Origin of the sequence: Spiroplasma endosymbiont of Polydrusus cervinus, assembly GCF_964019755.1 — a bacterium.
Taxonomy (GTDB): Bacteria; Bacillota_I; Bacilli_A; order Mycoplasmatales; family Mycoplasmataceae; genus Spiroplasma.
This window is the reverse complement of record NZ_OZ026469.1, coordinates 224,689-248,720: the sequence shown is the minus strand read 5'-3', so window position 1 is coordinate 248,720 and position 24,032 is coordinate 224,689. Positions and strand designations below refer to the sequence as shown.

At 23.8% G+C, this 24,032-nt stretch carries 33 protein-coding genes and 8 pseudogenes; 17 read left to right on the top strand and 24 right to left on the bottom strand.

What is annotated here, in order from left to right:
- Nucleotides 1-543 precede the first annotated feature (543 nt).
- Entirely contained in the window at nucleotides 544-1,884 is a 1,341-nt protein-coding gene (locus tag AACK78_RS01490) for an Mbov_0401 family ICE element transposase-like protein (RefSeq protein ID WP_338955873.1), read from the top strand.
- Nucleotides 1,885-2,102: 218 nt separating this feature from the next.
- On the opposite strand, the gene AACK78_RS01485 is transcribed toward AACK78_RS01490, so the two are convergent.
- The 3 genes and pseudogenes from AACK78_RS01485 to asnS form a co-directional block, all read right to left on the bottom strand.
- Nucleotides 2,103-2,366: a transposase family protein gene (locus AACK78_RS01485; protein ID WP_338954390.1), complete on the bottom strand. Its 264-nt coding sequence runs from the start codon at nucleotides 2,364-2,366 to the stop codon at nucleotides 2,103-2,105.
- Between the two features lie 63 nt (nucleotides 2,367-2,429).
- Nucleotides 2,430-3,067 (bottom strand): annotated as a pseudogene (locus tag AACK78_RS01475) (IS30 family transposase); the annotation flags it as partial.
- Between the two features lie 260 nt (nucleotides 3,068-3,327).
- Complete coding sequence (asnS, locus tag AACK78_RS01470; protein WP_338955867.1) at nucleotides 3,328-4,695, bottom strand: asparagine--tRNA ligase; 1,368 nt, start codon at nucleotides 4,693-4,695, stop codon at nucleotides 3,328-3,330.
- A gap of 505 nt (nucleotides 4,696-5,200) precedes the next feature.
- Here asnS and AACK78_RS01465 point away from each other — a divergent pair.
- The 3 genes and pseudogenes from AACK78_RS01465 (at nucleotide 5,201) to AACK78_RS01460 (ending at nucleotide 6,320) form a co-directional block, all read left to right on the top strand.
- A complete protein-coding gene (locus tag AACK78_RS01465) occupies nucleotides 5,201-5,362 on the top strand; it encodes a hypothetical protein (RefSeq protein WP_338954996.1) in 162 nt (53 codons plus the stop codon).
- Nucleotides 5,363-5,429: 67 nt separating this feature from the next.
- Nucleotides 5,430-5,702, top strand: a pseudogene (locus AACK78_RS07300) (hypothetical protein); the annotation flags it as partial.
- A gap of 21 nt (nucleotides 5,703-5,723) precedes the next feature.
- A complete protein-coding gene (locus AACK78_RS01460) occupies nucleotides 5,724-6,320 on the top strand; it encodes a DDE-type integrase/transposase/recombinase (protein ID WP_338955865.1) in 597 nt (198 codons plus the stop codon).
- A gap of 57 nt (nucleotides 6,321-6,377) precedes the next feature.
- Here the strand turns inward: AACK78_RS01460 and AACK78_RS01455 are convergent, their stop codons facing one another.
- Nucleotides 6,378-6,905, bottom strand: coding sequence for a lipoprotein (locus AACK78_RS01455; protein WP_338955863.1), 528 nt, complete (start codon nucleotides 6,903-6,905; stop codon nucleotides 6,378-6,380).
- A 185-nt stretch (nucleotides 6,906-7,090) separates the two neighbouring features.
- Nucleotides 7,091-8,064: pseudogene (locus AACK78_RS07295) on the bottom strand (IS30 family transposase).
- Between the two features lie 72 nt (nucleotides 8,065-8,136).
- Here AACK78_RS07295 and AACK78_RS01435 point away from each other — a divergent pair.
- Entirely contained in the window at nucleotides 8,137-8,241 is a 105-nt protein-coding gene (locus AACK78_RS01435; protein ID WP_338955855.1) for a lipoprotein, read from the top strand.
- A gap of 357 nt (nucleotides 8,242-8,598) precedes the next feature.
- On the opposite strand, the gene AACK78_RS01430 is transcribed toward AACK78_RS01435, so the two are convergent.
- Nucleotides 8,599-8,772, bottom strand: a complete 174-nt coding sequence (locus AACK78_RS01430; RefSeq protein ID WP_338955853.1) for a hypothetical protein — start codon at nucleotides 8,770-8,772, stop codon at nucleotides 8,599-8,601.
- A 587-nt stretch (nucleotides 8,773-9,359) separates the two neighbouring features.
- Here AACK78_RS01430 and AACK78_RS01425 point away from each other — a divergent pair.
- Both AACK78_RS01425 and AACK78_RS01420 read left to right on the top strand, forming a co-directional pair.
- Nucleotides 9,360-10,340, top strand: coding sequence for an IS30 family transposase (locus AACK78_RS01425; protein ID WP_338955851.1), 981 nt, complete (start codon nucleotides 9,360-9,362; stop codon nucleotides 10,338-10,340).
- A 220-nt stretch (nucleotides 10,341-10,560) separates the two neighbouring features.
- Nucleotides 10,561-10,806: a ferredoxin gene (locus tag AACK78_RS01420; RefSeq protein WP_338955849.1), complete on the top strand. Its 246-nt coding sequence runs from the start codon at nucleotides 10,561-10,563 to the stop codon at nucleotides 10,804-10,806.
- A 144-nt stretch (nucleotides 10,807-10,950) separates the two neighbouring features.
- On the opposite strand, the gene yqeH is transcribed toward AACK78_RS01420, so the two are convergent.
- The 9 genes and pseudogenes from yqeH to AACK78_RS01380 form a co-directional block, all read right to left on the bottom strand.
- On the bottom strand, nucleotides 10,951-12,027 hold the full coding sequence (yqeH, locus tag AACK78_RS01415) for a ribosome biogenesis GTPase YqeH (protein WP_338955848.1): 1,077 nt from the start codon (nucleotides 12,025-12,027) through the stop codon (nucleotides 10,951-10,953).
- 50 nt (nucleotides 12,028-12,077) lie between these two features.
- Nucleotides 12,078-12,233 carry an HAD hydrolase-like protein gene (locus AACK78_RS01410; RefSeq protein ID WP_338955847.1) on the bottom strand — a complete coding sequence of 52 codons (156 nt, stop codon included), beginning with the start codon at nucleotides 12,231-12,233 and terminating at the stop codon, nucleotides 12,078-12,080.
- Nucleotides 12,234-13,034: 801 nt separating this feature from the next.
- Nucleotides 13,035-13,364: a hypothetical protein gene (locus tag AACK78_RS01405; RefSeq protein ID WP_338955846.1), complete on the bottom strand. Its 330-nt coding sequence runs from the start codon at nucleotides 13,362-13,364 to the stop codon at nucleotides 13,035-13,037.
- 92 nt (nucleotides 13,365-13,456) lie between these two features.
- Entirely contained in the window at nucleotides 13,457-14,842 is a 1,386-nt protein-coding gene (locus tag AACK78_RS01400) for a DEAD/DEAH box helicase (RefSeq protein WP_338955845.1), read from the bottom strand.
- Nucleotides 14,843-14,990: 148 nt separating this feature from the next.
- A pseudogene (locus AACK78_RS01395) lies at nucleotides 14,991-15,320 on the bottom strand (IS30 family transposase); the annotation flags it as partial.
- Between the two features lie 45 nt (nucleotides 15,321-15,365).
- A complete protein-coding gene (locus tag AACK78_RS01390; protein WP_338955842.1) occupies nucleotides 15,366-15,962 on the bottom strand; it encodes a DDE-type integrase/transposase/recombinase in 597 nt (198 codons plus the stop codon).
- A 21-nt stretch (nucleotides 15,963-15,983) separates the two neighbouring features.
- Nucleotides 15,984-16,049: pseudogene (locus AACK78_RS07290) on the bottom strand (hypothetical protein); the annotation flags it as partial.
- 173 nt (nucleotides 16,050-16,222) lie between these two features.
- The gene (locus tag AACK78_RS01385) at nucleotides 16,223-16,486 is read right to left on the bottom strand and encodes a transposase family protein (RefSeq protein ID WP_338954390.1); all 264 of its coding nucleotides are present in this window, start codon (nucleotides 16,484-16,486) and stop codon (nucleotides 16,223-16,225) included.
- 71 nt (nucleotides 16,487-16,557) lie between these two features.
- A pseudogene (locus AACK78_RS01380) lies at nucleotides 16,558-16,793 on the bottom strand (IS30 family transposase); the annotation flags it as partial.
- 1,113 nt (nucleotides 16,794-17,906) lie between these two features.
- On the opposite strand from AACK78_RS01380, the gene AACK78_RS01375 reads away from it, so the two are divergent.
- The 9 genes from AACK78_RS01375 (at nucleotide 17,907) to AACK78_RS01335 (ending at nucleotide 20,987) form a co-directional block, all read left to right on the top strand.
- Nucleotides 17,907-18,032: a hypothetical protein gene (locus AACK78_RS01375; RefSeq protein ID WP_338955838.1), complete on the top strand. Its 126-nt coding sequence runs from the start codon at nucleotides 17,907-17,909 to the stop codon at nucleotides 18,030-18,032.
- 13 nt (nucleotides 18,033-18,045) lie between these two features.
- On the top strand, nucleotides 18,046-18,336 hold the full coding sequence (locus AACK78_RS01370) for a hypothetical protein (RefSeq protein WP_338955837.1): 291 nt from the start codon (nucleotides 18,046-18,048) through the stop codon (nucleotides 18,334-18,336).
- On the top strand, nucleotides 18,329-18,454 hold the full coding sequence (locus tag AACK78_RS01365; RefSeq protein WP_338955835.1) for a hypothetical protein: 126 nt from the start codon (nucleotides 18,329-18,331) through the stop codon (nucleotides 18,452-18,454). Before AACK78_RS01370 ends, AACK78_RS01365 begins: the two co-directional genes overlap by 8 nt.
- 23 nt (nucleotides 18,455-18,477) lie before the next feature.
- On the top strand, nucleotides 18,478-18,900 hold the full coding sequence (locus AACK78_RS01360) for a hypothetical protein (RefSeq protein ID WP_338955833.1): 423 nt from the start codon (nucleotides 18,478-18,480) through the stop codon (nucleotides 18,898-18,900).
- A gap of 31 nt (nucleotides 18,901-18,931) precedes the next feature.
- On the top strand, nucleotides 18,932-19,255 hold the full coding sequence (locus AACK78_RS01355; protein ID WP_338955831.1) for a hypothetical protein: 324 nt from the start codon (nucleotides 18,932-18,934) through the stop codon (nucleotides 19,253-19,255).
- 1 nt (nucleotide 19,256) lies between these two features.
- Entirely contained in the window at nucleotides 19,257-20,003 is a 747-nt protein-coding gene (locus tag AACK78_RS01350; protein WP_338955829.1) for a recombinase RecT, read from the top strand.
- 106 nt (nucleotides 20,004-20,109) lie between these two features.
- Entirely contained in the window at nucleotides 20,110-20,613 is a 504-nt protein-coding gene (locus tag AACK78_RS01345; protein ID WP_338955827.1) for a hypothetical protein, read from the top strand.
- Between the two features lie 4 nt (nucleotides 20,614-20,617).
- Nucleotides 20,618-20,758, top strand: coding sequence for a hypothetical protein (locus AACK78_RS01340; protein WP_338955825.1), 141 nt, complete (start codon nucleotides 20,618-20,620; stop codon nucleotides 20,756-20,758).
- A gap of 43 nt (nucleotides 20,759-20,801) precedes the next feature.
- Nucleotides 20,802-20,987 (top strand): hypothetical protein, encoded by a 186-nt coding sequence (locus AACK78_RS01335; RefSeq protein ID WP_338954944.1) that lies wholly within the window; start codon nucleotides 20,802-20,804, stop codon nucleotides 20,985-20,987.
- 18 nt (nucleotides 20,988-21,005) lie between these two features.
- Here the strand turns inward: AACK78_RS01335 and AACK78_RS01330 are convergent, their stop codons facing one another.
- From AACK78_RS01330 to AACK78_RS01295, 8 genes are all read right to left on the bottom strand, one after another.
- Nucleotides 21,006-21,242, bottom strand: a complete 237-nt coding sequence (locus tag AACK78_RS01330) for a hypothetical protein (protein WP_338954946.1) — start codon at nucleotides 21,240-21,242, stop codon at nucleotides 21,006-21,008.
- 169 nt (nucleotides 21,243-21,411) lie between these two features.
- On the bottom strand, nucleotides 21,412-21,897 hold the full coding sequence (locus AACK78_RS01325) for a hypothetical protein (protein ID WP_338955823.1): 486 nt from the start codon (nucleotides 21,895-21,897) through the stop codon (nucleotides 21,412-21,414).
- Between the two features lie 34 nt (nucleotides 21,898-21,931).
- Nucleotides 21,932-22,054: a hypothetical protein gene (locus tag AACK78_RS01320; RefSeq protein WP_338955822.1), complete on the bottom strand. Its 123-nt coding sequence runs from the start codon at nucleotides 22,052-22,054 to the stop codon at nucleotides 21,932-21,934.
- Between the two features lie 15 nt (nucleotides 22,055-22,069).
- A complete protein-coding gene (locus tag AACK78_RS01315) occupies nucleotides 22,070-22,249 on the bottom strand; it encodes a hypothetical protein (RefSeq protein ID WP_338955820.1) in 180 nt (59 codons plus the stop codon).
- A gap of 342 nt (nucleotides 22,250-22,591) precedes the next feature.
- Nucleotides 22,592-22,735: a hypothetical protein gene (locus AACK78_RS01310; RefSeq protein ID WP_338955818.1), complete on the bottom strand. Its 144-nt coding sequence runs from the start codon at nucleotides 22,733-22,735 to the stop codon at nucleotides 22,592-22,594.
- Nucleotides 22,713-23,027 (bottom strand): hypothetical protein, encoded by a 315-nt coding sequence (locus AACK78_RS01305; RefSeq protein WP_338955816.1) that lies wholly within the window; start codon nucleotides 23,025-23,027, stop codon nucleotides 22,713-22,715. The genes AACK78_RS01310 and AACK78_RS01305 overlap by 23 nt, the downstream gene beginning before the upstream one ends.
- A gap of 53 nt (nucleotides 23,028-23,080) precedes the next feature.
- Nucleotides 23,081-23,311, bottom strand: a complete 231-nt coding sequence (locus tag AACK78_RS01300; RefSeq protein ID WP_338955814.1) for a hypothetical protein — start codon at nucleotides 23,309-23,311, stop codon at nucleotides 23,081-23,083.
- Nucleotides 23,301-23,429, bottom strand: a complete 129-nt coding sequence (locus AACK78_RS01295) for a hypothetical protein (RefSeq protein WP_338955812.1) — start codon at nucleotides 23,427-23,429, stop codon at nucleotides 23,301-23,303. Before AACK78_RS01295 ends, AACK78_RS01300 begins: the two co-directional genes overlap by 11 nt.
- Before the next feature lie 41 nt (nucleotides 23,430-23,470).
- Here AACK78_RS01295 and AACK78_RS01290 point away from each other — a divergent pair.
- Nucleotides 23,471-23,626 (top strand): annotated as a pseudogene (locus AACK78_RS01290) (IS30 family transposase); the annotation flags it as partial.
- Between the two features lie 154 nt (nucleotides 23,627-23,780).
- Here AACK78_RS01290 and AACK78_RS07285 read toward each other — a convergent pair.
- Nucleotides 23,781-24,012: pseudogene (locus tag AACK78_RS07285) on the bottom strand (IS30 family transposase); the annotation flags it as partial.
- Nucleotides 24,013-24,032: the final 20 nt, after the last annotated feature.

The following is a 24,032-nucleotide window of genomic DNA, read 5'->3' as shown; positions in this document are numbered from 1 at the left end:
ATTTCTATTTTTTTATTGATAAACATAATAATTATGTTATAATGAAATTATAGAGTGATAGTTGGTTTATCATTCTTTTTATTTATTAAATTAATTTAATAATATCGTATTTATTTTTTTAGACAATTTTAATTGTCTTTTTTTATTTGACATTATATTTTAATAACAGTATCTATATAAAGAAATATTCAAAAATGGTATCCTATTCGTTAAATGGGAATTAAAAAGTTTCTTGAAATTGGTCGGCACAAAGTCCCACGAAAGTGGGTATTACTATATATACAAAACCCTTGCTAGATTGAGTAAATAATATGACAGAAAAAAAGCATATATAATTTGACATAGGCGGCGATAACCATAGCCACCTGTTTTAATAAAAAACTAAAATAGTTAATAATATTTGATTATCGCCGTATTATTTCTATTACAAGATTAATAATAATCTTGTTTTTTTTATTAAAATTAATTTGACAAATATCTAAAATAGAGTTAGTGTGTGAGCAATATTAATTTATAAATAAAAAAGAAAAGAGGGCAAAATAAATGATAAATTTTGATAAAAATTTTATTAAAAATTATTTTAATTTTTTAGATAAACAAAGTGTTGAGATTATTAAACAAAATTTAGAAAATTATGATGAATGAATTTTAAAAAATTATAAAACTCACGAAAGTTTAAAAGAATTTAAAAAATATAAAGTAAAAGAAATAAAACCAAAAACATTAATTACTATGGGAGGAAAAATAATTTTTAAAAGAAGAAAACTTTATAAAATTAATACAGAAACAGGTAAAGAAGAATATATTTTTCTTTTAGATAAACTTTTAGAAATTGAAAAATGACAAAGAATAGATAATAGTGTTAAAGAAAAAATATTATCATTTATTGGCAAGAAAAAAACATATCAAGATATTTTAGATACTATGGAATATGTAAAACTTTGTATAAAAACAGTTTCAAATATTATGAAAAATGCAAAAACTAATAAAGAATATTATTTTAATAAAACTGATAAAAAAATAAAAATACCACATACTTTATATATTCAAGTTGATGGAACTTATTTAAAAATGTGAAATGAAAATAAAAAAGGGAAAGAAAAAATAAAAAAACATAGTATATTTTCAACTGTTCATACTGGTTTTGATAAAACAAAATCAACTAAAAAAAGACCTGTAATTGCAAATAAATTGGGTGTTATAGAACTAGATAATATTCCAGAATATATTAAAAAAAATAGTAAATTAACTAATTTTGTTAATAAATTACTTATTTTAATTACAAGTTATTACGATATTAATGACAATATTGAAATTATGGTTTTAGGCGATGGTGCACCTTGAATTAAAAATATTGCAAAACTTATCCAAGAATATTTCCCCAAAAATAAAGTGCATTACACTATAGATAAATTTCATCTTACAAGTAGATTTAAAAAATTATATCCCTACCAAAGTAAAAACAAACAAAATAAAGAAACATATCATAAGGCGGTTGATTATTTTTTTAATGCTAAATATGAAGAATTATTAGAATGCTTAGAAAACAGTACTTCTTTTATAAAAGAAGTAAAAATGAAATTCTTAAAAGAGATAATTAGATTAATTAAAAATAATGAAGAAGGTGTCAGAAATCAAACATTATGAAATAATATTGGTTGTCATATTGAGGGTGATATATCACATTACTGTAAAGGTGTTTTGGTTAAAAAAGCAACTTATCATGGAAAAACTCTTAAAAATAAATTAAATACTAGTATGATTAATTTTAAAAATAAAATTAATTTATTTAATACCAATGAACCACTAGAAGAAAATAGAATTAATTATTCAGTTAATAATTTTGTAAATAATAATTTGCAACCAAACTTATATTTTTATTAGTTTTATCTAAGAAATTAAATAATTTTAATAAAAATGTATTTTTGTTGTGGAAAAATTTAAAAAAATAGAAAAATATATTGACAATAAAATTAAAAGTAATACAATTTAAATAAGTAGGTGGTGTATTATTCCACAATTTCTAAGATATTAATTAAAGCCCTTAAATAATACATACAACCTAATGTTTTCTTTGATAAAAGATACAATTTTTCTTTTATTTAATTGTAAAAGTCATGAAGCTTTTTTAGTAATTCATACCTAACTTTGTAATAGTTTAAATCTCTTTTTTCAAATGATTCTTTTGGACCTTTATTGGTGTTTAAAATTCCTTTCTTAAAATTTTCATACCATGAAGCAACAGTTTTTTTATTAATTTGATATTTTTTTGCAATAAAACTTATACTATTATTTTTAACCTCTTGTACTATCATTTTTCGAAAATATGCTGTATATTTATTAAATTTTTGTCCTTTTCTTGCCATATAAAAATGCACCTCCTTTAAAGTTTAGCAAATACTTTTTTTCTTTACTTACTCTTTTGGGTGCAGTCTACTATATACAATACTTGCCTTTTTACTAAATAAAATATAATAAAAAAGTATTTTTGATTTACGATTTACTAAAACTAACAAATAAAAATTACCACAATCAAGAGTATCCATTTCTCAAATTCCACTAAAACTTAAATCATTTCCATAATCATTTTAAAATTGCTTATAATCTCTAATATTAAGTAATTTTCCACGATTATCATTTTGTTCCCCATTTTTTTATTTTTAAAATATAACATTTCTTTTTTTAAATTAAAATAACCTAATTTAATATATTTATACATTGTTTTAAAACATACACCAAATTTTACATTATATTGTAATTCATACGAAGTAATAATATTTTGTGGCGAACGACCAAAATTATTATATTCATTAGAAAAATGACTTAATTCTTGTGAATTTAACATTGAATATTTACGGCATTGTTTTTTATTTTTATCATGTATTTTTTGTGCTTTTGCAGCATTATAATCATTAATATTATCAAACATATTTAACTCTTGCCAAATAGTTCTATAATCTCTATTCATTTGCTTAGCAATTTTTCGAATATTAATTGTTTCATTTTTCTTTTTAAATAATTCATTATCTTTTAATTTTTCCAAATTTACTCTTTCATTAAAATCTAATCTTTCATATTTTTATACTTTACCTCCTAAAATATTTAAAATGTTATAATTTATGTGCAATAATTATAACATTTTAAATATTTTAGGAGCAATCGGATTAAAAGCAACAAGTACAACATCATTAATTAGTTATGAAAAACCAAATAATAGTGAAAACGGCGAGTAATAAACCAGAACCCAAACCAGAAAAACCACAACAACCACCAGTTGGAAGTAATTGAAAGTTAATTGAAGATTGTAAAATTTTTATATGCATCAAATTAAAATAGTAAGTTGCGTGGTGTGCGGGGGAAAGGAATCACATCCCGAATATTAGTTGCCCCGGTAACATACATCACAAAGCGTTCAAATCCTAAGCCAAAACCAGAACTTTTATAATACCCATATTTTCGTAAATCAAGATATCATTGTAAGTCTGCCATAGGAATTTTTAATTCATGACAACGGTTAACAATTTTGTCATAATCATTTTCCCGAACACTACCTCCAACTAATTCACCAATTCCTGGTACTAATAAATCACAAGCCGCTACTGTTTTATTATCATCTTGGGCCTTCATATAAAATGCTTTAATTTCTTTTGGATAATCAAATAGAAAGGTTGGTTTCTTGGTTTCTTGTTCACATAAATATCTTTCGTGCTCAGTTTCTAAGTCCATTCCTCAAAAAATATTAGGATTATTAAATTGTTGTCCTTTTGTGACCGCTTTTTGTAAAATTTCAATTACTGTTGTATATGATAAACGCACAAATTCCTCATCAATGACATTTTGTAATCTTGCCAATAATTTATCATCAACATTATTATTTAAAAATTCTAACTCATGCCGATTATTAGCAAATAAATAATTAATAATATGTTTAATCATTGTTTCAATTAAGGTCATATTTTCCGCAAGGTCAATAAAAGCAACTTCTGGTTCAATCATTCAAAACTCGGCAGCATGTCTTGTTGTATTCGAATTTTCCGCACGAAAAGTTGGCCCAAAAGTATAAACTTGGCGAAATGCTTGGGCAAATCCCTCGGCGTGCAATTGCCCAGAAACAGTTAAACTAGCTTTTTTGCCAAAAAAATCTTCGGGATAATTATTATCCGTTCTTGTTGTCACAACAAATGATTCACCAGCTCCCTCAACATCATTCTCCGTAATAATTGGCGAATGAACATAAATAAAATTATTTTTATTAAAAAACTGATGAATGGCAAAAGCACTACTACTACGAATTCGAAAAATAGCATTAAAAGTATTAGTCTTTGCGCGTAGATGAGAAATTTCGCGTAAATATTCATATGAATGTTCTTTTTTTTGTAACGGGTAATCTTTACTTGCTTGATCAAGAATTTCAATCATTGTTGCTTGAATTTCAAAGGTTTGTTTCGTTGATGGTGTTAAACAAAACTTACCAACCACTTTAATGGCGGATGAAACTCGTAAACTACTAATTTCTAAAAAATTAGGAAGTTGTTCCGCTTTATAAACAATTTGCACATTGTCAAAAATAGTTCCATCGTTCACAACTAAAAAACCTAGTTTACCACTACTACGATTAGAACGAACTCACCCCAAAATTGTAACTTCATCTTGATCTTTAACTTGATTTTGATATAACTGTAAAACTGTTGTCATATTTTTTCTCCTGCATACTGTAAAACTAAATCATAAAAAGTTAATAAAATTATAACAAATTAAAAATAAAAAACAATAATCCAATGGAATGCACCCCATTTCTAGTTTACACAAATGTTTTTATTTTTGTGTCTACTATATAGGGGGCATTCCATTGGATTATTGTTTTTTATTTTTAATTTGTTATAATTTTATTAACTTTTTATGATTTAGTTTTACAGTATGCAAAATTAAAAATTATATTTTCAAAAATATTATTTATTGAATTACTTTTACGTAATAATAATTCGGGCTTTTAATTTTTTAATTCTGGAAATGAAAAAGATATAATAATAAATATTAATAATCAAAATGTATTAGGTGTTAGAAATAGTAGTACTAACCCCGTTAAAATAAAAATTAAAAAACCGAGATAAAAACAAAATAGATACTAAATAGACTGCACCCAAAAAAGTAAGTAAAGAAAAAAAGTCTTTGCTAAACTTTAGAGGAGGTGCATTTTTATATGGCAAGAAAAGGACAAAAATTTAATAAATATACAGCATATTTTCGAAAAATGATAGTACAAGAGGTTAAAAATAATAGTATAAGTTTTATTGCAAAAAAATATCAAATTAATAAAAAACTGTTGCTTCATGGTATGAAAATTTTAAGAAAGGAATTTTAAACACCAATAAAGGTCCAAAAGAATCATTTGAAAAAAGAGATTTAAACTATTACAAAGTTAGGTATGAATTACTAAAAAAGCTTCATGACTTTTACAATTAAATAAAAGAAAAATTGTATCTTTTATCAAAGAAAACATTAATAAATATCCACTAAATTTATTACTTGATATAACAGATTTAAAGCGTAGTTATTGAGATAAATATAAAAATTATTCAAGTAATGGTAAGGATAGCGAATCATTAAAAAATATTGTAAAAGTCTATGAAGAAAATTTAAAACAATTTGGTTATCGTCGAATTACCAAATATTTAAAAGAAGATTATGGCATTGTTTATAATGCTAAGAAAGTATTGCGAATTATGAAAGAAAATAATATTCAAGCTGAATATGTAAAGCGTATGCGTAGAAAAATATTAATAAAACAAAATAGAAATAAAAATATAATTAAATATCCTGATTTAGTAAATCGTAATTTTAATGATATTAAAGAAAGATTTTCAATTTTATTTACTGATGTAACTTATTTAATTTGAAATGGTAAAAAACATTATCAATCAACAATACTTGATGGATATACTAAAGAAATTATTGATGTAAAATTATCAAAATTTAATAATAACAAAATTGTACTTGATAATTTAAATGATGCAATTAATAAAATTAAAAAAATAAAAAAAGATCTAAATAAAACAATAATTCATTCAGATCACGGATATCAATATACATCTAAAGATTACAATAGTAAATGTTTAGATAACAAAATTATAATTTCAATGGGTAAAAATTATCATTGTGCAGACAACATTATTATTGAAAGTTTTCATTCATTACTTAAAAAAGGAACAATCCATAATAAAAATTATAAATCTCATAATGAATATATTAATGATGTTAAAAAATGAAATAAATGATATTCAAACCAAAAAGAAAAATATATAATAAATGAAAGTTTGTAAACCTTTTTATTAATACTTACTAAACAGGGTGCAGTATAAAATCTCTTTTTGTAATTATTAATTAACTTGTATATTAGCATCTTTATCAATAATTAAGTTAGGTAAATTTTGTTCTTCGCCATTTCAACGATAAACTGATTTAATAAAATCATTACTATTTCTTTTTCAAATTAAAGTTGGTTCATTAATTGATTTAAAAATAATTAAATCAATTTTAGTATCATTACGCGAGCAATAGCGTAATTGAATTTTGTATTCTTCTTTTTCCTGTAGAAGTTTATATCTATATTCTTGTTTTGGAGGTATTATTTCTTCATTATTTTTAAACTTGGTAATGTTTCAATTTTTACCTTTTCATACTATATAGTAATACTTATTATTAACTTTATTAAATGGTTTTTCTTGTGGTGCTATTCATTCTAAATTATCTTTGATTTCTTTATTTGTTGTATTTATTTGGTTCTCTTTTTTTAATGCGTCTAATTGTTCTGGTGTATATTCTACCACATTATTACATGCCACTAAACTTGTTGTACTTGTTCCAATTAAAGTAATTGATCCTAAAAGACTTAATGTTTTTTTCATATTTATCCCTTTGTATACTGTAAAACTAAATCATAAAAAGCTAATAAAATTATAACAAATTAAAAATAAAAAACAATAATCACAAAAAATATTAAATTAAAAATATTGTTTTTAATATTTATTTTTAAAATTATAAAATTAAATACAACAAAAAATAAATTTTACTAATCTTAACAAATACTAATTTAATTTAAAAAAATTTTTTTAAAATATTTTCTTGATGTAAAATTTTCCAAGCAAGGTCTAATTGTGGTATTTAATATATCTAAAATAGATTTTAATCTACTACGAATATTAATTAATGGCTCATTTTGAGCCAATCAACGCCTTATATCTCTATTTATTCTTTCTACTAATGCTTTCTGACGAAGTTTACCAGGATCACAAAAATAAACTCTTATTTTAAAGTGTTTTTCTATTGTTTTTCATCTATAAAATTCTTTTCCTCTATCGGTTAAAATACAACTAAATTTACTAATACCAATTTGTTTAATCATTTTCATTAAAATTGTTAATACAATACTTGCCTTTTTACTAAATAAAATATAATAAAAAAGTATTTTTGATTTACGATTTACTAAAACTAACAAATAAAAATTACCACAATCAAGAGTATCCATTTCTCAAATTCCACTAAAACTTAAATCATTTCCATAATCATTTTAAAATTGCTTATAATCTCTAATATTAAGTAATTTTCTACGATTATCATTTTGTTCCCCATTTTTTTATTTTTAAAATATAGCATTTCTTTTTTTAAATTAAAATAACCTAATTTAATATATTTATACATTTTTTTAAAATATACACCAAATTTTACATTATATTGTAATTCATACGAAGTAATAATATTTTGTGGCGAACGACCAAAATTATTATATTCATTAGAAAAGTGACTTAATTCTTGTGAATTTAACATTTAATATTTACGACATTGTTTTTTATTTTTATCATGTATTTTTTGTGCTTTTGCAGCATTATAATCATTAATATTATCAAACATATTTAACTCTTGCCAAATAGTTCTATAATCTCTATTCATTTGCTTAGCAATTTTTCGAATATTAATTGTTTCATTTTTCTTTTTAAATAATTCATTATCTTTTAATTTTTCCAAATTTACTCTTTCATTAAAATCTAATCTTTCATATTTTTTCACACTTTATCTCCTTATTTAAAATGTTATAATTTATGTACAATAATTATAACATTTTAAATAAGGAGATAAAGTGTGAAAAAGTTGCTAAGTATTTTAGGAGCAATCGGATTAAAAGCAACAAGTACAACATCATTAATTAGTTACGAAAAACCAAATAATAGTAAAAACGGCGAGTAATAAACCAGAACCCAAACCACAACAACCACCAGTTGGAAATAATTGAAAGTTAATTGAAGATTGTAAATTACGCGGGATAATTTATTCTTTACTTTTTAATTTCAATATCATTTGCAATCTTATTGACAGTATTAATAACAATATCTTTACCATACTTTTTACTAACGACCGCAAAATTAAATATTGCTTTATTTGCATAATTTCAACCTCCTATAATTAACTTAAAAATTAACTTAAAAAAGTTAACTAAATTAATAGTTAACTTTTTATGATTTGGTATTTACAATTTACAAAATATCTTGTTATTGTGCTATATTGTTTTGCTGTGCTATCTCATTCTTGAAATGTCCAAGATAATTATTTTACTGGAATAGGATTTTCTAAATTATAATGCTCATCTCCAATATCGTTAATGTATTTTTCATAAGATACTTTTAAACTTTTAGAACGAAACATTGAAATTCTTAAATTATTATATCTTTTATCTAGTTCTTTATCCGTCAATATTTCTTTTTCTTCAGCATGGATCATTTCATCTGTTCATGCTGATATAATGCCGCTACCTTTACCAACTTTTTATTACCATTAGCATAACCCGCAAAAGCAATTCTTACACCACTAGGAAAAACAATCTCTCCACCTTCTTTAACATTTTTAGGTCAAGTAATCTCATTTTCATTATCAGGGCCCAAATCAACTCCATATTTATCATATAGATAATTACATACATTAATTGCATCTCCAAATGTAGTATCTTCGTGGGTGTTGGCGTATCTTCGTAAAATATTAGATGAAGCATCTGTAAAATTGCAAGCATAAAATAACTTTTCTGCTAGGTGATTTCATGTTTTATTAGTACCACGACCGCTGAAACAAACTTAAAAAAACAATTCGTTGTAAAATATCGAGCATAACTATCACCAACAAAATATTTAAATACTTCTCAATCAAAACCAAAATTATAGTCAATAAAATTTAAATCATATTTTTTATTTAAATGTTCGTAGCTTGTTATTCGTTTTTTTGTTGTTAACTTTACTAAATTCTTGCATATTTATTAACCTCTTTATTTTATATATAAAATATTATAAGAAAAAATGAAGGGAATTTGTATAAAAATGAGAAAATTTAAATATTTAATATTTGATGAACGATATTTTTTTAAAAATTTATTATTATCTGATACTTGTAAAAAGAAAAGTGGCACGATTAATTTATCTGAAATAGCAAGACAAATGGGTCGCGGGATTAATACTGTTAAAAGAGAAATTAAGCGATTTAAAAATATACAAGATTATAATCCATCAGATGCTCACAAAGATTATAAACAAAAGCATAAAAAATGTATTAAAAAAATACCTGAATTTACAAAAGAGCAGTTAGATTTTATTAAAACAAGATTTAATAAATACCACGATACACCCGAACAATTGATTTATCGTTATTTTATAGAATTTGGTGTTAAATTTTCTGCTTGTGTTAAAACTTTATATAAATGAATTCGCTTAGGAAAATTAGGGTTAAGAAAAGAAAATTTTCCCCATCGTGGTAAAAAATATAAAACAAAACAAAAACCAGATAATTGTGGAAAATTACTTAATTTTAAATCAATTTGAGATATTGAAAATAAAGTTTCTAGTATTGGTTGATTTGAAATGGATACTGTTATGAGAAAACACCATCAATCTAGTTGTTTGGTATTAGTTGAGCGATTAAGTAATAATTACTTTGCAGTGAAATTGAAAAATCATAGTGCTAGCGAAATTGTAACAAAATTTAAAGATATTGTTATAAATAATAATTTAATTAGGAAAATTAAAGGAATAATAACTGATAGAGGAAAAGAATTTAGTAAATGAAGAGAAATGGAAATATTTTCTGAAACACAAGTTTATTTTTGTGATCCCGGTAAACCACAACAAAAACCATTAATTAAACATATGAATGGCGAATTTAGATATTGACTCCCTAAGGGAACTGATTTTAATAATGTTAGTCAAAAAATGATAGATTGAGTAGTTAATGTTATAAATGATAAACTTCGACCATGTTTGAATTGAATAAGTGCAAAAGCAATGTTTTTACAAAATATTAAATAAATTTATTAGTTAAAATTTAATAAGTTATTTTTAGCGTGCTTAAATATACTTAAAATAAGATGAAATTACAAATATTTATTTTTTTTGAAAAAATGGTTGCAATTTATTAAAAATATTTTATTATTAATCTAGCAAGATATAAATTTGCCGTTTGTATCTACACAGCGCCTTATATTAAAATTTTTATTATTATAATAACAAAAATAATGGAGTGATAAAGATGACAAATCGTGATATATCAAAAAAAAGAACATATGTAAATACTGACTTATGTATTTCTTGTGGTAGCTGTATTATGATTGATGAAACTAAAATATTTTTTATGGATGATGATGGTTTTGCAAATACAATTGACAATGACAAAGAACTAGTTGAAGGCCAAATGGTTTGTCCGACAGCGGCAATTTTTATTAAAACATTAGAAGAATTTAAAGAAAACCGTAAAAGTAGTTTGGATACTGATTAAAAAATTTTTTATAATTTCCTTATAAAACATTTTATAATTTTATTAAATTTTTATGATTTAGTTTTACAGTATACATATACGGATATTTTTTAACAAGATTCATAATAATCAATTTCCTTTCTACCTATCTCCTCTTAATTATAACTAAATAAATTGCTTTCGTAGCGTTATTTTAATCTTTTGATTAGTTCCCACTAACATTTTTTGACCACTCTCGCCTTTAAAACTAATTCACCCTAGTCCGGAAATAAATAATGAATAATTCCCTGATTCTTTAATTTCAATTTCTCGCTCTATTCAGTCCTGATAATCTTTTAATCGAATTGATAAGGTACTTAAATGTTGCCTAAAATAATAATCTTTATTCATCAACTTGGTACGATGTAATTTTAAATTATTATTTTTATAAAAATGAAAACTTGTTTTACCACCTTGTAAATAAGAAAAGCTCGCTAACCCTTCATAAAAAATTGCTTGTTCAACATTTAATTGAAACGTAATTGGTTTTAATAATTGTTTGGTAATCATTCTTTTATCATTCTTGGCAAGATAAGTAACAATATTATGTTCATTAACAATCCCTGCGGTGTCATAAATCCGATGTCTTGTTCCTAAGTTAATAACAATCTTGTCTAAGGTTGTTGCAATATTATTTGAAACAGTAATCTTTTGTTGTTGCTTGGTTAACTTAATTAAACTATTTAATAAGGTACTTTTCCCCGTATTAGAGTTGCCAACAAAGACAAGATCATCTGTCTGACGTTTAAGATAACGTCATAATTCATCTAACCCATAATTCTTTAAACCACTAACTAAAATAATATCCTCAATCTTGCTAAAGAGAACTGAACTAGTAAACAGTTCACTAATATAACTAATAATCTTCTGCTTATTAATTAATTTATCCACTAAATCAATTTTATTAATAATTAAGGTAATTTTATTGTTTTGGATCAGTTGCTCTAATTCAAAGTTTCGTGATCCGTCTAAATCATAAACATCTAAAACATAAAAATAATGTCAATTTAAGTGATAATCTTGTTGTACCTTTGCCAAAAAATCAATTTCAGTAATATCATAAGGAATTAATTCATTATAGTGGGTTAACCGAAAACAACGATAACAATAATCTTGGGTTAATGCTTCAACATAACCAAGTTGGTTAGGGCTGGTATTTTGTAAGATGACCCCACACCCACTACATTTTTTATAAGATATCATAGTCTAATCCATACTCCTTCATCAAAAAACCCTTTATGTAAAATGTTTTTTTACGCTAACCGTTTATAAAGTAAATTTTCTAATAAACTCACTAACCGGTTTAATTCATTAACCCCTGTTACTGGGGCTACCAAAATACTTTTCATATGAGCACGGTTAGCAAATAAAATATCTGTAATAATTAATTGATCACCAACGATAATCATTTCATGGGGGTTAACTGTATACTGTAAAACTAAATCATAAAAAGTTAATAAAATTATAACAAATTAAAAATAAAAAACATAAATTTATTTGCATTATTGATCGGATAGTATCTTTAAATTTAGAACTTTTATTATAAAACAGATTAAGTTCTGTTTTCCCTACACAAAATAAACTTTATTTTTATAAATCCTTTCAAATAAAGGTATTATCTGATCAATAATGCAACTCTTAAAACTTAATATTTTGATGCTTAAAGATGAATAACTCATCTATGGCGCGAAGCCTTAAAGAAAGTGTGAAAGCGATTGGATTTACTACTCCTATTTATTTCTTTAATTCTCGGCAAGATTAATCACTTGCGAAATGTCAGAGCACTTGTTTTTGCTTGTTTTCATAAAAAGAATGCTGTTAAACCGAAAAAAACAATATCGGACACTAAAAAAACAAGAGGGTTGGATCTCCAAAAGGTTATTTTCTTTATATAAAGTTGTGTAGGGATGGATGAAGCGTAATTAATAACTGGGTAAACTGTTTTTTTACTTCCGTAGGGGGATAAACTCTGTCTAAATAACCTTACCCCCCCCGCTCACAACCGAAGGATGGAATAAAATAAATGTTTGGTGAAACCCAATTTTAATAAATAATTACTTATTAAAATAAGATTTTCTAAGAAAAAGATGAAATTATCTTTTTTAATTAATTTCATTGTAACATAAAATTAATAATTTACAACACAAAAAAATAATAATTTGTAAATTATTTAATAAATTTATTTTTAATTAGTTGTTGCTTTAAATTTTTTAGCCAAAAGCTTGTGTTTGTGACAAAACAGTATTATTTACTAGAAATTGATTGTTTTTATATAAATAATTATTATTTTGTTTTTGTAATTTTTTATTTATCTTGTTAAGATAAAATCCAATTAAATCAATTCCATTTTCTTTTGCCATTTTCATTGCAATAATATTTTTAAAAACTTTTTCACTATATGATTTTGCACCATAACCTTTTAATCACTTTACATTATGTGAAATTTGTGATTCAGTGCAAGAACCCAAATATCAATTTTCTTTATAAACTTTAATTCCTACACTATTATTTTTAATATAATTGTAAATTGTAAATACCAAATCATAAAAAGTTAACTAAATTAATAGTTAACTTTTTATGATTTGGTATTTACAATTTACAATTTTTATTTTTAATTTGCTACAATTTACACTTAATCTTTATCAAATAATTTAATTGCGCGTTCTCTTGCCTTTTCTTTTTTAATTTTTTTAATTGATGCTTTAATGTGATCACGACGAATTTGTTTCTTAAGTTCAACAATTTCGGCTTTCCTTTTTTTCTTATAGCCTGGTTTGACTTTTTTCTTATTATCTTTTGTTTTATAACGATGGATAATTTTATTAATTTCATTATTAACTGCTGGAGGGGTTTGTTTTTTAGGTTTACCCCCACCAAGATCAGTTTCGACTAATTCTCCTGCTTGATTTCATTTTTTAGGTTCAAAAGTAATTCCTTTGGCAATTAATTGTTGTACTAAAGTTAAATTTTTAGTATCATACAAAACATAACTATACCCCGTATAATTTGCTCGCCCAGTACGACCACTACGATGGATATAGTATTCTAAATCATTTGGTAAATCAAGTGAAATAACATGACTCATACCAACAAAATCAATTCCCCGGGCTGCAATATCACTGGCAATAACATATTTATATTCTAAATTGCGAATCCGTTTCACAATTTGTGTGCGTAAGCGTGGCTCTAACCCCCCGTGCAATTGCGTAACCGAATAATTATGCTCCAATAATAAATCATAATATTTATTAATTTCTTCTTTTTTATTAACAAAAATTAAACATAAATATGGGTCAAATGTTTTTAAAAGCTTTAATAAAATTGTTTCTCGTTCTTGATGTTTGGTTGGAATTAAGATATGCGTAATATTCTGGTTTGTTAATTGATTAGAACTTAAATCCAAATAATGGGGATTTTTTAAATACTTCATTAGGAAATGTTTTAATTCATCAGTAATTGTCGCTGAAAAAACCGATACTTGAACATTGGGATTAACTTTACTCAAAATATAGTCTATATTTTCAATAAAACCTAAATTAAACATCATCATATCATATTCATCAATAATAAAAGTGGTTAATTTTCCTAAGTTTAAACTTTGTTGATCAAATAAATCTTTTAAGCGCATTGGCGTTGCAATAATAATTTGTGGCTGTGTGCGTTGTAATTGTTCACTTTGCCGTTTAATGTCTTTACCACCAATAAAATAATTAACTTGTAATGTTGGTTGAAATTTTTTAAAAAAGCGGATATTATCATAAATTTGTTTCGCTAACTCACGCGTTGGCGTTACAATAATACATTGAATCTTTGCTTGGTCATAATCTAAATTATTTAAAATTGGCAAACAAAATGTAAATGTCTTCCCCGTCCCTGTGTGGGCTTTACAAATAACATTTTGATGCTTTAATAATAATGGTATAGCCTTATCCTGCACACTCGTTGGGGCTGAAAAATTTAATTCAGCAAGACCTAAATTTAAAAACTGTTTAAAACGAAATTTATCAAAATTGCTCATCATTTAACCCCCTTACCATCAAAATTATAACATTGTAAATTGTAAATACCAAATCATAAAAAGTTAACTATTAATTTAGTTAACTTTTTATGATTTGGTATTTACAATTTACACAACAAAAAATAAATTTTACTAATCTTAACAAACACTAATTTAATTTAAAAAAAATTTTTTTAAAATATTGTCTTGATGTAAAATTTTCCAAGCAAGGTCTAATTGTGGTATTTAATATATCTAAAATAGATTTTAATCTACTACGAATATTAATTAATGGCTTATTTTGACCCAATCAACGCCTTATATCTCTATTTATTCTTTCTACTAATGCTTTCTGGCGAAGTTTACCAGAATCACAAAAATAAACTCTTATTTTAAAGTGTTTTTCTATTGTTTTTCATCTATAAAATTCTTTTCCTCTATCGGTTAAAATACAACTAAATTTACTAATACCAAGTTGTTTAATCATTTTCATTAAAATTATTTAATAGACTGCACCCTGTTTAGTAAGTATTAATAAAAAGGTTTACAAACTTTCATTTATTATATATTTTTCTTTTTGGTTTGAATATCATTTATTTCATTTTTTAACATCATTAATATATTCATTATGAGATTTATAATTTTTATTATGGATTGTTCCTTTTTTAAGTAATGAATGAAAACTTTCAATAATAATGTTGTCTTCACAATGATAATTTTTACCCATTGAAATTATAATTTTGTTATCTAAACATTTACTATTGTAATCTTTAGATGTATATTGATATCCGTGATCTGAATGAATTATTATTTTATTTAAATCTTTTTTTATTTTTTTAATTTTATTAATTGCATCATTTAAATTATCAATTACAAGTTTGTTATTATTAAATTTTGATCATTTTACATCAATAATTTCTTTAGTATATCCATCAAGTATTGTTGATTGATAATGTTTTTTACCATTTCAAATTAAATAAGTTACATCAGTAAATAAAATTGAAAATCTTTCTTTAATATCATTAAAATTACGATTTATTAAATAAGGATATTTAATTATATTTTTATTTCTATTTTGTTTTATTAATATTTTTCTACGCATACGCTTTACATATTCAGCTTGAATATTATTTTCTTTCATAATTCGCAATACTTTCTTAGCATTATAAACAATGCCATAATCTTCTTTTAAATATTTGGTAATTCGACGATAACCAAATTGTTTTAAATTTTCTTCATAGACTTTTACAATATTTTTTAATGATTCGCTATCCTTACCATTACTTGAATAATTTTTATATTTATCTCAATAACTACGCTTTAAATCTGTTATATCAAGTAATAAATTTAGTGGATATTTATTAATGTTTTCTTTGATAAAAGATACAATTTTTCTTTTATTTAATTGTAAAAGTCATGAAGCTTTTTTAGTAATTCATACCTAACTTTGTAATAGTTTAAATCTCTTTTTTCAAATGATTCTTTTGGACCTTTATTGGTGTTTAAAATTCCTTTCTTAAAATTTTCATACCATGAAGCAACAGTTTTTTTATTAATTTGATATTTTTTTGCAATAAAACTTATACTATTATTTTTAACCTCTTGTACTATCATTTTTCGAAAATATGCTGTATATTTATTAAATTTTTGTCCTTTTCTTGCCATATAAAAATGCACCTCCTTTAAAGTTTAGCAAAGACTTTTTTTTCTTTACTTACTTTTTTGGGTGCAGTCTATAATACAACACTTGCCTTTTTACTAAATAAAATATGATAAAAAGTATTTTTGATTTACGATTTACTAAAACTAACAAATAAAAATTACCACAATCAAGAGTATCCATTTCTCAAATTCCACTAAAACTTAAATCATTTCCATAATCATTTAAAAATTTCTTATAATCTCTAATATTAAGTAATTTTCCACGATTATCATTTTGTTCCCCTTTTTTTGTTTTTCTTTTTTTATTTTGTATCATGTACGGTGAAGCGGCAAAAAAACAACTCTTGTTAAATAAAAAGGGTTGTTTTTTTTATTTGTAAACCCATAATTATTAATTAATTCAGAGAAAGGACAGCATTTTAAATTCTTAAAATAAAAACTTTTTATCACAACTTTTTCGTTAACTTAAAGTTGTATTACACATTTATTAAATATCTTAGAAATCTTTACAAAGTGTAACTGTTTTTCTCCTATTTTACGGTGTTGTCCTTTCTCTGTTTTAGTTAATTAATTTGGCTAATAAATAAAAAACTTAATAAAGGAAGGAGTAAGTAATAGCAATTAATAAGCAACAACAAATTTGCGATATTGATAACTGCTATAAAACAATATCGTTCATTACCGAAGAATTTGTATCAAATAGAGTTTTATGAACTTGTGAAAAACATAAAGATTTATTAAATCGAACAAAAGATAAAAAACAAAAGCGGTTTTATAAATGCTTAGAAAATTCAAAAATTATCTTTGATGATAAAACTGGTTCTTTTAAACTTAAATTTTATAAAACAACTTAATGTAGTGTGGAACGGTTATTTATTAATAATTAAGTACTAAATGGATTAAATAATTCATTTTCCACAGCTAGCCGAGGCAAGTACTGAAATAGTGTATGAGGAAATATGTAAATCGGCGCTGGTTATATTTAAACTAAGCGATAGTCGTGATAAGTGTATAGTCAACATCAAACGACAATAAATATTGAGATGATCACTTTATAAATAAATTTGCGATAGATATTACTTCTTAGAAGTGACAGCGGTTTAAAACAAACCACAAAGCCAGCACCAGGCTCTTCAAGGTGCTAGTGAATTTATTTTAAAAACTGAACGTTTTGACCTGAAATGGTGCGGATGAAGAGAGAGAATTCTCTGGCGTAAACAATAAAAAACAACTATCGATTATTGAATAATATACCGCAACCGCTCACCCTCAAAGTGAAGCGGGCGGCGAAGTAAATAAATAGATAAATACCTTAATTATATAACTAATTCTCGCTTTGGTACTTTCACTTGGGAGTGGGTGCCAGCGAGTTAAAAAAAGAGAATTAAAAAAATTAATAAAATAATTTAACGAAGGGATATATATGAAAAAGAAAAAGTTAAATAAATACATAATTAATAAATTAAATCAAATAATGCTTAGAAGTTACCTTGTATCACTTGATGATATTACTGATGAACATTGAGCATTAAACAATAAAAAGAATTAGGAGGAATAAGAAAATGTCATATTGTATTAGTGATTACTTAAATGAAAAATGAATTAATAATAAAGCATTAAAAATTAGTAATAAAGATATTATTTATGCACAAATTGATAGTGATTATGATATGAGTTGAGAATTAAATTTATATCTTAAATTTGGTAATGAAGAAAGATATGTAGGTAATATTTTATTGTCAACAGATTTTGATTTAAATTTAAAATGATATCAAATTGATGAAGTTAAAGGTTTAATAGGTGATTATTTAGAAGATGAAGAAGCAGATTACGAGGTGATAAATTATGAATAATATGTGAAAAAATGAGGATGGTTATGTTTATACAGAAGAAGATTTATTTAATATAGTATTAGAAGAATGTCATTCAGAAGAAAGTGCTTATGAAGATATTGATAATTTAATTGAATAAATGCAATTAGAGGAAATTTAATAATGGCAGATTTAACATTAAATAATCAAATTAAAAATATTACTTATCCATTTTATTTAAAAGGTAATGATTTTAAAAAATTAAGTTTAAAAGAATTACCAATTAAAAATTGAATTGATAATCATGGTCAAGAATTAACAGAGTTTATCTATCGTCACCTTAATCATTATACATTAAATGGTTATCAAGATATACATTTAAAAGATATACCCAGTGCTATTAGTAAAATTGATTTTGTTTTTAGAGAACCATTAGAATTAATAAAAGATTTTAAAGATGAATTAAATCGAATTAGAGTTAATGTTATTAATTTAGAAAAAATACTTCAAAATAATAAAATTGAAATTAAAAATAGCCTAATACAAGTTCAATATTTAAAACAACAACAGTTTATTCAAACTAAAAAAACAAGAACAAGAAAATAGGGTTGAATATGCTAATAACTTAACGTCTGATATGGGATTAGACATGGACCAAATTGAAGATGAACAAGTTCGTGCTATGGAAGATGTAGCAAAAATAGATAGGGAATTAGAAAAAAATATTGGTAAATTTCGTAAAGAAAAAATATTAGTTAAAGATATTGAGATTTTAGGTGTTAATGATGATTTTTTACAAAATACCGATAAGTTAGGACTTATTAATCTTATTAAAAATTATTTAATTATCGATGAACAAGTTGTTAAAAACGAAATTAAAGAACAATGAGATAGTAATAAAGATATTAATACTATTAGAGTTAATGGAATTAAATTCAAAATAAATAAAGGAGAAAAATAAAATGACAAATGAATTACAACAATATATTAAAGGTGCAATTATTAAATATGAATTAAAAGTTAATGAGAAATATTTAAAAGAAAATATTTTAGCACTTGAAGAATTAAAAATGAAAAATGTACAAAGTTATTTACAATTAATTAATAATGCAGATAATGCCAAAATTACAGCCTTAGGAATTATTAAATTAAGTAATAAAGGTTTAATTTTTGGAAAAGATTTTAATATTATTCCATTTAAAAATAAATTAACTACTATTATTGATAGTAAAATTTATTGTAAAAGAATTGAAGAAGCAGTATACAGTCCACGAAAATCTATTATATTTAAAGATGAAAAATTTGAATGGGATACTATAAATTCTTGCCCCAAAATTCATGAGATTAATTTTAATGCAAATACTAGTGATTATAATGAAATTATTGGTGCTTATGCTTTTGCAAAAGATATTAATGGAAATTATCAAGGTATTTTATTAAAAAAAGCAGATATTGACCGTTTAAAAAATAGTAGTCCAAGTGGAAATAGTGAGTATTCGCCTTGAAATAAATGACCAAAAGAAATGGTTGAAGCAAAATTATATCGTAAATTAGCGCAAGAATTAAGTATAGATATTACTGACATTGATTTAGATGAAAAAGAAATTAAAGAAGATGATAATTTTGATTACATACCTTTTAATGATATTACTGTCGCCAAAAATCAGGGGCAAATGAGCAATGAACCCGTATCAAATAATATAATATAATAATAAATACCCCATCTTATACAGAAATAGCGGACACAAACGATAATATAGTTAAAGAAGATGATATATCAAATTTAGTGCCAACAGTTAATAATAACAATGAGGAATGAGCAAGATGGGAATAAAAATAGGTATTGACCCATCTGGAACCGGTACTACTGCTATTGCTGTTTTTGAAAATAATATCTTATTAGATAAACAAGAGTTTAAAAATAAAGATTGAAAAAATCATTCTAAATTTATTATAAATTATTTAAAAAATGAAAAACCATTTGAGGAAATATTATCAAATAATCATAAACTAGAATATTCAATTTTTATAGAAAATTGTTTATATACAAAGGCCAGCGGTTCAAAAGATAGAGATAATTTATTAAGACTATTAGGTTCATTAGAAACACAAGGATATATTGCTACTATTTCTCCAAAACACACTAAATCCGTTGTTAAAAATATAGAAAATTTAAGTAAATATAATGATAGTTGTTTATGAGAATTTGATAAAGATGGTAATTTAATTTATCAATATGGTAAAGGTTGAAAATATAATAATGAGAAAATAAGTAATCATTTACGAGATGCCATTATTATTGTTAATTATGAGGGTTAATATTATGAAAGAGTCATATAATCAAAAAACAGGAAAATATTATTCTTGTAAAATTCGAAATGTTAATATTTACTTAAATGAAAATGAAGAAAAAGTTTGAAATCAATTATCTAACTTTGATACTTATTCACAACGAATAGAATAACTTATTAATTTTTATATTAGTCACAATAAAGGTGACAAAAAACATGAATAAATATATTTTATGTTATCGTACCGAAGGAGGTAATGTTCCTTGTAAAAATCTTCTTGGTGAATATATTACTGGTTCAGATATTGAAGGTGTAAACATTAATTCAACTTGAAATTGGGAATATTTAATTAAGGCATATGGTGAAGAAAATTTAGTTATCTTAAAAACAAATAAAAAATAACCTTAATTGGTTATTTTTTTAAATACTATTTGTTAGTTTTCTAATAGCATCTTTTTGTGCTTGTTTTTTATCGTTTACTTTAACTTGTTTTTTAACGTTTTTAATTTGACCTGTTTTAAGGGCTAATTCTGTTGCATAATCAGGTCCTCGTAAATGTTTTTCGTGGGCAATAACAGCAGTTCTTAATTCTCTAATTTCTGCTTTATATTTTTTAATTTTTTTAGCAGATAATCCAAGAATGCCAAGACTACCCATCCCCCCCTGCGCCAGCTAACACAAGTAAAGTAATTACTAACTCATTACTAATTTCCATTTTTATATTTCCTTTCTTATCCTTACTCAAACAGTGGCCATCTATCCTTTCAGAACAAAATTATTGTTGTTTTTTATATTTGGTTAACCTTGCTATAATTATATATTATTTTTAAGAGTTATTGTTTATATTTAATTCTTTGTTATTTTCTTCTTGTTCTTGTTTTTTAATATTTTTATCTTGTATATTTTTAAATATTTCTTCTGTTACACCATCTAAATTATTTCATTGTTTTGCTATTCTTGGTTGAATAACACGAGGATTAATCCGGCAATCTAAACAATATCTTAAATGGTCTTTTTTTCATTTTGATTTATCAATTCAAATAATAATTAAAGAAATTATTAAAGTAATTAAAGGCAAAATTGTAAATACTAATCCCATTTTAGAAACTTTTAATCGTGGAATATCAATCTTCATATCTACTTTTGGTTTACTACTAGCAACAAAAACACCTTGAATTCCATATGTAAATAATGGTGTTAATAAAATAGCAATCCCATTACCCCAATATTGGCCGTAATTATATCAATTAATATTATCTTTAATTGCATTAATCATTCCATATTCCAATCAACAATTTAATGTTAAAAACATTAAAGTATAAAAACTAACTACTCAACTCCTAATTTTATATTTTCTTTCTCATTCTCTTAATATCTTTATTAGTTCAATTATAAGTTGGAATAGGGTCTTTTTTAAATCAATTTCACGGTAAGACACCTTTTAATCAACTTGTTTTATCTTGTTTCATTAATTAAACTCCTTTCTAACTTACTTTTTTTCTTTCAACAAAAACAAATTCCAAAGGTCTAAACGTTGCTGGACCATTAACTCCAATATTAATCAATCCATCAGGATTAATAGATAATGCTAAACATGCACTATTAACACCAATTTGATCATATATAATACCTATTATTTGTGTAAAACCACGCCTTGTTTGCAATATTCCTTGACTCTTTAGATCTCCCTGACTGTTTTTCCCTGAGGCTCAAATTCTATAAATATATTTTTCTTTATCAAAATTAGGAATATTATATCCAGTTTGACCCGCTCTAAAATAATGAGTATCAACTTCTTCTCAATCATTACTAGAAATAATGGTTACATTACCACCCCCTAATAATGAATTACCATTAATAGTTTTAATGTTTGTTCCACTTATTAATTTATTTTATTTTGTATTAATATCTTGTGATGTTTTTACAATATATTTATCATTTTCTTTATCAATATAATCTTTATTTAAATCACTATCTTTAATAATGTCAGTTGGAATATTATTACTTTATTTTGATTTTCAAATTCCACTATCAAAATAAATAATATCTTTATCAAACGGAACAATAATCTTAATATATTCGTTATAATCAATTTTACTATAATCAATAATTTCTGGATGAGTAATATTAATAGTATTGTCAGTTTGCACTCTTTCTTTTAAATAATATAATAATACTTCATAAAATTTTTTTAGTTATATATTTATATTCTTCTTCTCAAGGATGAACATAATTCCCTAAATAATAATTATATGGTCTTGTAACTGTTTTACTAGATATAATATCAATTATTTCACCAGCTAATTTTAAAGCATTTTTAACATCACGAGTAATATTTTCATTTGATTCAGGATAATTAGTTTGTGAATAAGCAACTCCACCTTGTGAAAATGATGCACTACCAGTTAAATCATTAACTCCTTTTGGTAAATACCAATTCATAATTGCTAATAAACAAGCAGATTGAATATAATTTAATCATTTATCATATTCAATTATTCCAGTATTATCTTTTTTACTCAGGGAAATAAATCTTTTTTATTTATTTTATCTGAAATTATTCCACCTGATAATCTATCCATTCATAAACTAGTTTTTAAAATAGCATTATAAATTAAATTATTATTATAAGCAGATTGCTTACGGTCATTAATAGGTTGTCAAAGTTTACTTTCTTTAACATCTTCAACTGTTATAAATAACAAATTACTTAAATTATTTTCCATATAAAATACCCCTTAATTGATTATGATATTTATTTTTTAAATTAGATGGTTTATAACTATTAACTTTTCTTTGTACTTTTTTAATTTTTTTAATAGTTTGATTAGTTTTAGACTGCACCCTGTTTATTAATACTTACTAAACAGGGTGCAGTCTAGAAGAACCATGAATTTAGAAAACGTTATATTAAGGGAGCGGATTTTAATAATGTTACTCAACAAGAAATAGATTGAGTAATTAATGTTATGAATGAAAAATTAAGACCTTGTTTAAATTGAAGAACATCTAAAGAAGTATTTTTAAATAATTTTAGATAAAGTTTATTTTAAAAATTTAATAAATTATTTTTTAGTGTGCTTAAATATTCTTAAAATAGACTAAATTTACAAATATTTTAATTTTTTTAAAAAAAATAGTTGCATTTATTTTAAATGATGTTATTATCATACTAACAAGAGACAGAATTTACTGCTTGAATTTACATAATACATTTTTAAAATATAACATTTCTTTTTTTAAATTAAAATAACCTAATTTAATATATTTATACATTTTTTAAACATACACCAAATTTTACATTATATTGTAATTCATACGAAGTAATAATATTTTGTGGCGAACGAAAAAAATTATTATATTCATTAGAAAAATGACTTAATTCTTGTAAATTTAACATTGAATATTTACGACATTGTTTTTTATTTTAACAATTTTTTATTTTCC